This window comes from Cuneatibacter sp. NSJ-177, from assembly GCF_022867805.1.
In the GTDB taxonomy this organism is placed as follows: Bacteria; Bacillota; Clostridia; order Lachnospirales; family Lachnospiraceae; genus Pseudolachnospira.
This window is the reverse complement of sequence record NZ_JALIFO010000006.1, coordinates 123087-135475: the sequence shown is the minus strand read 5'-3', so window position 1 is coordinate 135475 and position 12389 is coordinate 123087. Positions and strand designations below refer to the sequence as shown.

General features: G+C 55.0%; 8 protein-coding genes. 1 reads left to right on the top strand and 7 read right to left on the bottom strand.

All coding sequences use genetic code 11. The annotated features are described in order from the left end of the window. Positions 1 to 21 precede the first annotated feature (21 nt). Both aspS and hisS read right to left on the bottom strand, forming a co-directional pair. Positions 22 to 1815: an aspartate--tRNA ligase gene (aspS, locus tag MUB23_RS08590; protein WP_244800013.1), complete on the bottom strand. Its 1794-nt coding sequence runs from the start codon at positions 1813 to 1815 to the stop codon at positions 22 to 24. A 90-nt stretch (positions 1816 to 1905) separates the two neighbouring features. Beyond that, positions 1906 to 3168, bottom strand: a complete 1263-nt coding sequence (hisS, locus tag MUB23_RS08585; protein ID WP_244800012.1) for a histidine--tRNA ligase — start codon at positions 3166 to 3168, stop codon at positions 1906 to 1908. 413 nt (positions 3169 to 3581) lie between these two features. Between hisS and MUB23_RS08580 the strand changes: the two genes are divergently transcribed. Beyond that, on the top strand, positions 3582 to 6902 hold the full coding sequence (locus MUB23_RS08580) for a CocE/NonD family hydrolase (RefSeq protein ID WP_244800011.1): 3321 nt from the start codon (positions 3582 to 3584) through the stop codon (positions 6900 to 6902). A 75-nt stretch (positions 6903 to 6977) separates the two neighbouring features. On the opposite strand, the gene MUB23_RS08575 is transcribed toward MUB23_RS08580, so the two are convergent. The 5 genes from MUB23_RS08575 to MUB23_RS08555 all read right to left on the bottom strand — a co-directional run bounded on the left by MUB23_RS08575 (position 6978) and on the right by MUB23_RS08555 (position 12388). Then, positions 6978 to 7622 carry an endonuclease III domain-containing protein gene (locus MUB23_RS08575; RefSeq protein WP_244800009.1) on the bottom strand — a complete coding sequence of 215 codons (645 nt, stop codon included), beginning with the start codon at positions 7620 to 7622 and terminating at the stop codon, positions 6978 to 6980. Positions 7623 to 7653: 31 nt separating this feature from the next. Next, a complete protein-coding gene (locus MUB23_RS08570) occupies positions 7654 to 8484 on the bottom strand; it encodes a ZIP family metal transporter (RefSeq protein WP_244800007.1) in 831 nt (276 codons plus the stop codon). 176 nt (positions 8485 to 8660) lie between these two features. Further along, positions 8661 to 9197, bottom strand: a complete 537-nt coding sequence (locus MUB23_RS08565) for a flavodoxin family protein (RefSeq protein ID WP_244800005.1) — start codon at positions 9195 to 9197, stop codon at positions 8661 to 8663. A gap of 150 nt (positions 9198 to 9347) precedes the next feature. Beyond that, positions 9348 to 10901 (bottom strand): DUF4340 domain-containing protein, encoded by a 1554-nt coding sequence (locus MUB23_RS08560; RefSeq protein WP_244800004.1) that lies wholly within the window; start codon positions 10899 to 10901, stop codon positions 9348 to 9350. Beyond that, positions 10901 to 12388 carry a Gldg family protein gene (locus MUB23_RS08555; RefSeq protein ID WP_244800002.1) on the bottom strand — a complete coding sequence of 496 codons (1488 nt, stop codon included), beginning with the start codon at positions 12386 to 12388 and terminating at the stop codon, positions 10901 to 10903. Before MUB23_RS08555 ends, MUB23_RS08560 begins: the two co-directional genes overlap by 1 nt. Position 12389 lies beyond the last annotated feature (1 nt).

Below are 12389 nucleotides of genomic sequence, written 5' to 3'. Positions count from 1 at the left end.
CCCCCAGCCGTCGCCGGCCTTTTATTCTTCCGTCTCGCAGCGTATGTGAAGTTCATCAAGCTGCTTCTTGTCCACCATATCCGGCGCGCTGGTCATCAGGCAGGAGGCGTCCTTTGCCTTCGGGAAGGCAATCACCTCGCGGATGCTGTCTGCTCCGGCCATCAGCATGGCCAGACGATCGAGGCCGTAAGCCAGTCCGCCGTGGGGCGGCACTCCATATTTAAATGCGTTCAGCAGGAAGCCGAACCGCTCATTCGCCGCTTCCTTTGTAAAGCCAAGCGCCTCAAACATTCTTTCCTGTACGTCGGCCTGATGAATACGGATGCTGCCGCCGCCGATTTCATTGCCATTCAGCACAATGTCGTACGCCTTTGCCCGCACTTTGCCGGGATCCGTATCCAGCAGAGGGAGATCTTCCTCCATCGGCATGGTAAAGGGGTGGTGCATGGCCACATAACGGTCTTCCTCCTCCGAATACTCTAAGAGCGGGAATTCGGTGATCCACAGGAAGCGGAAATCATCTTTCTTCAGGAGATCCAGCTGCTTTGCCATCATAAGGCGCAGGCTGCCCAATACATTGAAGACAACGCCGTCCTTGTCCGCCGCAAACAGCAGCAGATCCCCGGTTTCTCCATCCAGAGCCGAGATCAATGCCTCCAGCTCCTCCGGAGTCATGAATTTCGAGAAGGAGCACTTATGCGCGCCGTTCTCCCCACAGCCTACGGCAATGTATGCCAATCCCTTGGCTCCCATGCCTTTCGCCACGTCCACCAGGGCGTCGATCTTCTTTCTTGGCATGTGGCCCTGTCCCTTTACGTTGATGGCCCGGACCGAACCGCCGGCGGCAAGGGCTCCTGTAAATACGCCGAATCCGCAGCCCTTCACCAGCTCCGAAACATTTTTCAGCTCCATGCCGAACCGGATATCCGGTTTGTCGGAACCGAAACGGTCCATCGCCTCCCGGTAAGGCATCCGCAGGAATGGAATCGAAACCTCCACGCCCAGGACCTCGCGGAACAAAAACTGAAGGAGCTTTTCATTGACATTCATCACGTCCTCTTCGGTCACGAAGGAGAGCTCCATATCCATCTGGGTAAAATCAGGCTGACGGTCCGCGCGCAGATCCTCATCCCGGAAACAGCGGGCGATCTGGAAATAGCGGTCATACCCGGCGCACATCAAAAGCTGCTTAAACAGCTGCGGAGACTGGGGCAGCGCGTAAAACGCCCCCGGATGCAGACGGCTCGGAACCAGATAGTCCCGCGCGCCCTCCGGCGTGCTCTTGGTCAGCATCGGCGTCTCAATCTCTAAAAAGCCCTGCTCCGCCATAAACTGGCGGGATAAGGTGGCCACCTTGCTGCGGAGAATCAGGTTTCTCTGCAAAGAAGGCCGCCGCAGGTCCAGATAACGGTACTGGAGGCGAAGCTCCTCCCTGGTGTTAATCTCATCTTCAATCGGGAACGGCGGGGTTTCCGACTCAGACAGAATGCGAAGATCCGTCACCCGGATTTCCAGGCGGCCGGTGGCAAGATTCTCGTTAAACGCGCCGGAACGGGTTTCCACACGGCCGGTGGCACCAATCACGAATTCGCTCCGAAGCGTCCCTGCCTTCGCAAAGCCCTCCGTGCCAATGTCATTTTCATCAAAAATCAACTGAAGCAGACCGGTACGGTCCCTCAGGTCGATAAAAATCAGACTGCCTAAATTTCTTCTCTTCTGCACCCAGCCCATGACCGTCACAATCTCTCCGATGTTCTGTTCGGTCACCTCGGTACACCGGTGGGTCCGGCGCATGCCCTGCATGGATTCTGCCATGACAACTCCTCCTATATCAACGGGCCTTGCCCGCTTTCTTCCCTCTGTCCGCCTTATGCGGATCTCGCCCGCTTGCTTTCTCTTTCTCGCTCAGTTTCTCTGAGAGTCACAAAAGAACTCTCGGAATTCCGTATAGCCTTCCGCCGCAAGCTGTTCTTTCTGGAATTTTTTATTTTTAATCATCACCGCGGTCAGGACCTGCGCGCCCTGCTCCCGCTCCGCCTGAGCTTCCTTTAAAATCTCGCAGAGGCGGTCTTTCGGCATGTTTTTCTCGATCAGGTAAGCTTTCTTACCGGCCGCTCCGGGCACCTGGAAGTTTTGATCCATCAAGATCGTGATGATCCGCTCGAAACCGATGGAAAAGCCGCAGGCCGGGACCTGCAGGTTTGTGAATTTTCCTACCATCTCGTCATACCGGCCGCCGCCGCCTGCCGAGCAGCCAAGGCCTGCAATCTCAATCTCGAAAATCGTTCCGGTGTAATAAGACATTCCCCTCACCAGGGTCGGATCAAAGGCCAGCTTGAAATCCGCAGAAGCCGTGGCTTCTACGCTGTCCACAATCTCCTTGAGCCCTTCGGCCGCACCTTCTTCCAGGTGGCCGCCCAGGACTTTCCCCAGGTAAGAGATTCCGTCTTCTTCTTTTGACAGCGCTTCGAACATGGCCAGATACTTGTCGATGGCCGCCTGATCGAACCCGCTCTCGGCAAGTTCCTTCGCCACGCCTTCCATGCCGATCTTGTCCATCTTATCTAAAATAATGAAGACTCTGTCATAGGAGTCCGCCGGGAATCCGCTGGCAGCCGCCATGGCTTTTAACATCCGGCGGTCATTGATCCGCACGGTAAAGCCGGAAAAGCCCAGCTTTCCGAGAAGCGTCGTGGTGGCCAGGATCAGTTCGATCTCAGCGATATTTCCGGCCTCTCCGAGAATATCGATATCACACTGGTAAAACTGGCGGAACCGCCCTTTCTGGGGCCGGTCGGCCCGGAACACCGGTCCGATCTGCAGAGCCTTAAAAGGCTTCGGCAGATCATTGACGTGATTCGTATAATAGCGCACCAGCGGCACGGTCAGGTCATAGCGCAGCCCGCTGTCCGCCAGGTCCTCCTCGCAGGTCGCGGTCTCAAGGTTCAGCTTTTCGCCGCGCTTCATAATCTTAAATATCAATTTTTCATTGTCGCCGCCCTGTTTGCTGGTCAAATTCGGCAGGCTCTCCACCACCGGCGTCTCAATCGGGGTGAATCCAAAGCTCTTATAAGTCTCCTTGATCAGGCCGATCACATAATCCCGGATCTGCATTTCCTGAGGAAGGATATCCTTCATGCCGTTCACCGGCTTTTTCGTCAATGCCATATCTTTGCTCCTTTGTTCTATAAATAACTACTGGGAAGACAGCAGAAGGCGCCCGAAGCGCCCTTTCCCGGCCCTCCAGGCGAAACATCCATGCAAAGTTCCGTCTCTGCCGAATCCATGTATGATAAACTATCTAAATATTATAGCGGCTTTCCCTAGATATGGCAAGAAGGAAATCAGATGAAATCTCCTTTGAAAGCACAATTCCAATTCTGCAATCCTTCATTCCATTTGAAATGAACGGATCCTTTCAAATGAACCATTTTCTCCTCTTCCTGTTTTCCAATCTCCCTGCTCCCTAGAGAAACGCAGGGAAAATCCGCCTCGCTTTCATTTTGGCACCGAATTTGCTGTCTATAAAGACCGAACGAAACTTCCCCAGGGGAAGAGCTGATAAAAGGAGGAATTATTCTATGAACAGGAAGCAGTCGCTGCCCGGCCGGTATTCCGGTTTTTCAGCCCCTTGCTACACGAGTACCCGCATCCTTTCTCAATATATAGAAAGTTATGATGGCACAAAACTTGCCATGGATCTGGTCTTTCCGGTCAATCCACCGAAGGAACTGCCGGATCATCCGCTCCCTGTCATCCTGGTGGCCTCCCGCGGAGGCCGTTTCGACGGGACATCGGGCAACGGAGACGCCATCCCCTTCCGTTTTCTCTCCCACGGTTATATTCTGGCGGTAGTGGAGCTTCGAGGCTGCGGGGCGTCCTACGGAACCAACAACAGTTTTGGAAATCTAGAGCACTGCCGGGACACCATTGCCGCCGTGCGCTGGCTGAAACAACAGCCTTGGTGCAGCGGGAAAGTCGGAATGTCCGGCATCTCCAACCGCGCCTATATTCAGCTTTGCACCGTGTCCCATTTTCCGGATGAGCTGGACGCCATCACGCCGACCGTGGCGATTTCGGATTTCTATTATCAAAATTATCCCAATGGGGTTTCCGCTGTTCCGGTGAGCCATCTGACTTCCCACTACGCCGCCGGCTGCAAGGAGCAGCGTCAGACCAAGGAAGAATTGCTGGCGTCCGTCCGCCCGGTGGATGAAGATCCGGCCGGAGATCTGGCCTACGACGCCTATTTGACCGGCCACTATGGAAAAAACCGGATGTTTGTGGAATCCCTTCTTCACCCCAATATGCTGCGGGATACCCCGAACCCGGATTTCCACGGCGATCCCACCAATTTAACGATTCCGCCTCTGTTCCGGCTGCGGGATTTCCGGGATCATAAAACCAGACAGCACCAGTTTATCGGACAGCTGGAATCCGGCGCGCTTGGACAGCTGGCGCAATATAAAACCGGCGGAGGAAGCGTGGTCCTTGGCCCCTGGACCCACTTTCAGTCCCGCATCGGGAATCCGGACGTGCCGGAGGGGATGCTTGATTTTTCCGCCGAATACCAGCGCTGGTTCGACGCCAGCCTGAAAGGCATCGACAATGGATTTTTTGACGCGCCGCCGGTCTGTTACTATGTGTTCGGAGCAGGGGACGGGGAACATTGGCGGTACGCCGATTCCTGGCCTCTGGAAAACGTGCGTTATACCACGCTCTATCTGACCACGGAAAAATCCGGCACCAGCGCCTCAAAAAACGACGGCGTGCTCTCCCCGTTCTGCCCAGATAAAGAGGAAGCAGTTTCCTATCTGGTGGATCCTTCGATTTCCGTCTTCGACAATCACGACGGGAAAGGAGCCACCTACAACCGGATGACCATGTGCTGGAACGGGGATATGGAGCCGGATGTGGATGCCAAAGGGCTGACCTTCACCACTGCGCCGCTGTTTCCGGTCTACGAAAATCAGATGGCAGGCTGCGTCTCCGTCGACCTCTGGGTTACCTCCACCGCGCCGGACGGCGACTTCCTCGCCTATCTGGAAGAAGTTAAGAAGGACGGAACCTCCCATTTCATCAAAGACGGCGTTATCCGCGCTTCCCACCGGATCTCCGCCCCCAATGAAGCCTGGGAGAGCATGGGAGCCACCTGGCACACCAGCAGCGAGGCCGACGTGAATGCCTGTCTTGCCGAAGGCATGGAAAAGCCGGTGCACCTGCAGTTTGCCATCGAGCCCATTGCCTACCAGTTTGAAAAAGGGAGCCGCATCCGCCTAACCATTACCTGCGCCGACAACCATACTTACCAACACGCAATGGTTAAGGAGGGAAATCTTCCGACCGTACGCCTCCTCACCGGGGGCGAGCATGCCTCTTTGATCCGGATTCCCTTTGTGGAAGCCACGGATAACGTATATAACGGCCACGTCCGCACGGATTCTTACGATGGAAGCGGTACCCTATACTTTTTTGAGAAACATATCTATCTCTATGCCGATGGCTCTTGGAAACGGCTGAAGGCCGGTACGCCGGAGGCGGAATATACGGTGCAGGGAATGGAGGCCCGCTTCTCTTCGGCAGGTTTTACCTTTGTCGGGGAAGAAAAGCCGAAAAAGAACGGCGTGATTCAGGATTACACCGGCGGAGGGCAGGAACCGCAGCCGCTCCCGGCCTGCCGGCACCTCTATCTGGATACTGTGCCGGTGCAGCCGCGGGCGGAGACGCTGTTCGCCCCCGCAGTCAAAACCTTGTGGATCAACCTGTTCCATCCGGACAGGAAGGCGGGAAAAGCTCCCTGCATCGTCAATATCCACGGATACGGACAGACTATCTCGCTGTTCAGCAAGCCGATAAAAGCCTTCTATGAGGCAGGCTATGCCATTGCCAATGTGGATCTGAGGAACTATCCTTCCAACTACTATCCGGATTACATCCACGACGTCAAAGGAGCCATCCGTTTTCTTCGCGCCAGTGCGGAGCGTTACGGGATCGACCCGGACCGGATCGGATGCTACGGCCAATCCCTCGGCGGCAATACCGCTCTGATGGTGGCGATCAGCGCGGAGGACGAAAATCTGGAAGGAACCGTGGGCGGCAATTCCGGCGTATCCAGCCGCGTCCAGGCGGCGGTGGCTGGCTTTGCCTGGAGCGATCTTTTGAATATGGGAAAAGATATCCTGGACGAATACCAAAACGAGCCGGAACTCCTGCCCCAAAAGTACGCCCGCACCGACGGCGAATTCTCTCCCTGCTCCGAGGTGATCGGCTTTACCGGAAAGGGAAAAGGCATTGGCGCGCTGAGAGAATACATGGAAAAAGGCCAGGCCGGATCCGACCCTGCGTGGGATCAGAAACTAGCGGAAGCCAAGGACGCCTCCCCGATTTCCCATATCACGCCGTCCTCGCCCCCGGTGGCCTTATTCGGCGGCTACGGCATGAAACACGTGGACATCGCCAATAATCAGAGCCTGCGCACCTTCTGGCAGCTGAATTTGGCCGATGTGACCTCCTTCCTGTTCTGCAATACCCAGGGCGAATACGGTCAAAAACCGGAAATCATCCAGGCTGTGCTGACCTTCCTGAACCGCTATCTCAAGGAAAATCCGCCGGAGAAGAAACTGGCGCTGCGGGAGGGGTCACTGGAAGCCGTGGAAAATTACCGGATCCATACGCTTCCCAGTCTTCCGGTCTGGGAAAGGGATGCGGTCTGGGTCGACACAGGAACGGTAGAACGGGTTCTGGAGATCGATTTGAAATCTCAGGAAAGCCATCTTCCGGCAGGCTCCCTCCGAAAAATCGGAAGAAAAAATCATGTAAATCTGATGGCGCTGAACGGGGCCTGGGGAATCGAAGTAAAACGGTGGAATGAATTTTCTATGATTACCGTTAAGAAAAGCTGACCGGCTGATGGGTTTTGCTTCACACAAAAAAGGGGCAGTCGCTGCGACAGCCCCTCTTTTGTGTGAAGCAGTTTTCTACTTTTCTTCCACCCCGTTTTTTGCGCAGATATCGTTCAGGCAGCATCTTTCGCAGTGGGGCTTTGTTCTGGCTGTGCAGATATCCCGGCCGTGAAAGACCAGACGATGGCAGAAATCGCTGCCCTCCTCCGGGGGAATCAGCTCCCAGAGAGCCATCTCCACTTTCTTCGGCTCTTTCACGCCGTCCACCAGCCCCATCCGGTTGACCAGGCGGATGCAGTGGGTATCCGTCACAATGGCAGGCTTGCCAAATACGTCTCCCATCACCAGGTTGGCGCTTTTTCGCCCGACCCCTGGGAGCTTCAGCAGCGCGTCGAAGTCATCCGGTACCTTACCGCCGTACTGATCCCTCAAAATTTTCATGCAGGCGCTGATGTCCCGCGCTTTGCTGCGGCCGAGGCCGCAGGGCCGGACGATTGGTTCGATTTCCCCCACCTCGGCGTCCGCCAGGGCGTTCACATCGGGAAATTTTTCATACAGATCCTGCACCACCACATTGACCCGCGCATCCGTGCACTGGGCCGCCAGACGCACGCTGACCAGCAGTTTCCACGCCTGATCATAATCAAGTGTACAGCCGACGTCCGGATATTCCTGTTTGAGGCGTTCCACGATTTCCAAAGCCAATTTTTCTTTCGTCATTGTTTGCTCCTCCCGGCGGACCGCCGCCGTTTCATCCATAGATCATCACGATTCCGACCATCATGCCGAACGTGACGGCAAAGGTCGGCAGTTTACTCCGGTACATCAAAATCGACTGCGGAAGGATCTCGCCGAACACCACGTAGAGCATCGCTCCGCTGGCAAAGCTTAAGCTGACCGCCAGACCGAACGGTCCGATATCTCCAATCCAATAGCCAAGGATTGCCCCCAGCACCGTAGGCGCGCCGCTGAGCGCTGTAATCAAGACCGCCATGCCCCGGTGCATGCCGCCGCTGACCAGGGGCACCACCACGGCCATGCCTTCCGGAATATTGTGCAGTCCGATCAGGACCGCCAAAATTAACGAAGCCCCGGTTAGGGCATTGTCCGTACTGACATAGGATGCTCCGATGGTCATCCCCTCCGGCACGTTGTGGAGGGCAATGGCACAGGCCATCACGATACCGGCCACAAATAAAGAGGCGCTGGAATCTCCTTTTCTGCGGTGTTCATTCAAATGATTGGCATGCGTCAGCTCATCCAGATCATCCGCCGTCTTCGGGTGCTTTTGATCAATATGAGCCACTTCCGGATCCGTCTTTTTATCGATCGCCGCATTCAGCAGGTAAACAATTCCGATCCCAAGACAGACCCCGGCCAAAACAGGTAACACGCCGACTCCGGTCCCAATGGCCTCCTGAATCAAATCAAAACAGACCACGCTGATCATCACACCTCCGGCAAAGCTTAACAGCAAACTGACGGTCCGATTCGAATCCCTCCGAAACAAGGCACCGGCCACACCTCCCAGGCCGGTGCCCGCCACCCCTGCCAATGTGGTGATGAAAATCAGATTCCACATAGAACTTCCCTCTTTCTCCTGTGTATTGGCGCTCCAGTTGTTAGCACCTTCTAACTTTTTCATTATACCTCGGCCGGTGGAATTTGTATATATCAAAAAATAGCTGCTCTCTAAAAAATAAGAGCCGCCTTCCGGATTGCTCCCAAAGGCGGCGTATTTCTATGTATCATTCTAAGTTATAAGCTTTTACCAAACTCCCAGGCTTTCTCCGGGTAATCCGTCTCCTCGATGTCTTTCCTTACCCCAACACCGGGAGCCAGCACCATTCCGGCGTCCTCCCATTGCAAATACCGGCAGATCGTCTGGTAGTGGGCAGTCAGCACATCCAGCGCCCAGGGCGCCGTGTCCGCGCAGGTGGCGAGAAGCGCTGCTTTCTTTCCGGATCCCAGCAATTTTGAATTCTTTGCATAGAACCGGTCGATCACACTCTTAATCTGGGCGGGCATGCCAAAGTAGTAAAGCGGCATCGCAAAGACAACCAATTCCGCCTCCATTAAAATAGGAAGCAGCTGCTCCATCCCGTCCTTTTGAATACATTCGCCATCATGGTTCCGGCAGTAATTGCAGGCGCGGCAATTGCCAACCTCCTGAAATGCTGCGTCAAACCGGGCCACCGTATGCCCTGCTTCCTCCGCCCCACGGATAAACTCCTCCGCCAGCAGCGCGGAAGTTCCCTTTTTATGGGGACTTCCCGTAATCAACACAATCTTCATGGCGTCTCCTCCAGTCTGAGATCAGCCGGACCTTCGCCCGGCAAAAACTCGTTGTCCATTTAGTTTACCACATGCAAAGGGCGGCCGCAAGGGCCGCCCTGGTAAATCTGGGATCTTCTGTATTGCAGACTCATTGGATCCTTCTCCTCTTTACTCTTCCGTCACCCCGTTTTGGAATATCTGGATCAGGCTCTCCACATCGCGGATGTTTACCACGATCGAAGGCTCCGCGCCATTGACGGATACCTGATAATAATTCTCGTTGTACGGGATGTAGGTGATGGTTACCGTGGGGAACGCTTCCACATTCCGATGATAAGTCACAGTAAAGGAATCAGAGGACACCGGAAGGGCTTCTCCTTCCTCCAAAACCCGCTGCCCTTCCATTTTCAGGGCTTTCTGATATTTCTGGAAGGCCTCCGCTGTGATTTCCTCCCCATCAAGGTAATAGGTCACCTCGGTTTTGGTCGCGGCCTCCGCCGTCGTTTCCTCCGTGCTTCCATCGCCCGCAGACTCTGATTCCGCAGCGGTGGTCTCTTCCGCCGCTTCTTTTCTCTCCACAGTCAGGGTCTTGGTCACTCCGCCGTAGGTCAGCTCAATGCCATCGATGGAAGTATCCGCGATTTCATTCGGATTCAAATTCGCAATCGTGCGTTCGCTGAGATCTAAGAGCGCGCTGAGATTGTCGCCGTCCATGGTCAGGATCGTGGAACCACCTTCATAGGAGACGAAATACTGGTCGTTCTCTTCATCGTAGTTTCCGACATAGAGGACAAACTGTTTCTCTGTCTCCACAGTCTCGGTGGTATCCTCCTCCCCTTCCGTTTCCGCCTTCTTGGTCACGGTCTCCTCCTCGGTGTAGCGGATCGTGATCACCGCCGCGGGCTCGGAGAGCCCCGCCGCCGCTTTCTCCTCCTCGGCCGGCTGGTAAGCCGTCGCCGTGTTGTAAGAGAAGGCGCTGATTTTGTTTAAAACCGAACTCTGCGCCGTGGTTCCAAAGGGAATAAGGCTCCCATCTTCCTTCTGATAGAACAGATTGGCCTTCTCCGTATAGTCGTTCTCCGGCAACCCAGCCGCCTCATACTTTAAATACTGCGTCTGTCCGCCCTTTTCAATGGTAATATCCTTGATCTTTGTGGAGCTGATCTCCGGGCCGTCGTCCACCGCCAGCAGTTCCAGCCACCCCTTGTCAAAGGTGGAAGCCAGCGCGGAGTCCGTCAGGTAGACCTGGCCGCTGCCTTCGATCATCCCGTAACAGCCGCCCGCCGTGGTATTCACGTCTCCGATCCATAGGACTTCGCTGGCGCCGGTGTCATCGCCGACCGTCACTTTCACCGCTGGGTCATCCAGGCCATAGTCCGCCGGTTTGGAAGCCGCGTCCGGGATCTCTTTTTGTTTTTCCGCCGCCTTTAACGTGCTCAGCATAGAGCTGACGCTGCCCTGGTTGACCGGATAGTTTTCGTCGCCCTCCCGGCGCCAGGTAGAATCAGTCTGAATTAGAGAGACCGTCTCCCCGCCTGCCTCATAGGAGATCCGATTGATCGTACCGGTCAAACCCAGCAGCTTTTCCGCCTCTTCCCCGCTTTCCGTCTCCTTCGCTTCCTGAGCCGCATTGTACTTGGTCAGCGCATAATAACCTGCGCAGGCTGCAAGCAGCAGGGCCAGGAGAAGGATCAGGTTTCTGGATTTTTTCTTTTTCTTCATTATTTCTTCCGCCTCCATACCCAAACGCCGATGCCGCAGCCGATCAACGCTACCGGAATCACACCCATGGTCAGGATCATCCAGAAACGGCTCTGGGATTCAGTCATCGTCAGTGTGTTGATATCCATGCTCTTCGGGGAGATGGAAATGGTGCTTTCATGCTCGCACATCCAGCTGAGAGAATTCAGGAAAAGATCCGCATTGGAGACCGTAAAGCGTTCAATGATGTCTTCGCTGAGGAGTGCTTCCGAAGAAATCACCACCAGATGAGAGGTCTTTTCTCCGACCGTCTCCGTTGCCGCTGCCCCCAGATAGAAAGGCCCAGCCGCATCCGCTTCTTCCCGCTCCGTGGTGGAAACCTTCCCTCCGGACAGAGCCTTGGCGTATGCCTCATCCGAGGTGGACAGCAGCGGAGATACTGTCAGAGACGACCGAATATCGCTGGAAATCGTCAGTCCCTGGGCTCCGCCCAAAAGAACGCTGATGTTTTGTTCCGTGATCGGGGAAGTGATCGTATGGCTTTCCACCTCAGGCACCAGGTAGATCGGGGACTGGTAATAGTGCTCTGTGCTCCCCTCCAGCACCAGGCTGTTGGTCAGACTCATACCGTACTCATTGTAAATCTGATCAAAATTTGGATGTGCCTCGCCGGTCAAGGCCGGAATGATCAGCGCGGATCCCCCATCCTTTAAATACGCGAGAATTTTCTCCGCTTCCTCCTCCGACAGATCTTTCGTCGGGCAGTAGATCAGGAGGCAGTTGGCGTCTTCCGGAATCTCCCCGGCCGTCAGCAGGTTCAATTCTTTCATTTCGATATTCATCCGGCTGACCTGTTTCTCCACTGAGGCAGGAAGACTTCCCTCCCCGTGCCCGGTCAGGCTGTAGAGGACCGGCAGCGTGTCAGAAACCACATAGTCGATGGCGCTGGTGACCGCGGACTCCCCGTCGTAGGATTGGGTCGAAGAGGTGGAACCGGTCGTATAATAGCTGGAATAGTCATAGTCCACCTGATACAAATCACTGTAGGAAACCACGGTGGAACGTTTGTCGCTCTTGACGATCAGGCTTCCCTTCGATGCGCTGTCTGCATCATTGTCTGAGGCAAACGTTGGGTTCAGGGCCGGATCCACATAGGAAACTTTTAAATGATCCGACAATGCCTGATACCGGTCCAGCATTTCCATCAGGATGCTGAGAATCGCATCCGATCTGGCATCTTCCTCGGAAGCCATGACCGAGACCGATACATCCGTTTCCAGGGAGCCCACGATATTCTTGGTCAGGTCTCCGATGGAATAATAGCTGGAATCGCTGGTGTCGATCTTGGTATATTTGCCCGGCAGGCTGGAGGCAATCAGATTCACCACCACCAAGATCGCCAGCACCACCACGGAAATCGCCGCGCTGTAGGAACCGTACCGGACCTTGGTGGTTCCCAGCCGCTCCTTCATCGTCTTCTTTTCTTTTTTTTCTTTACTCTGGCTCATA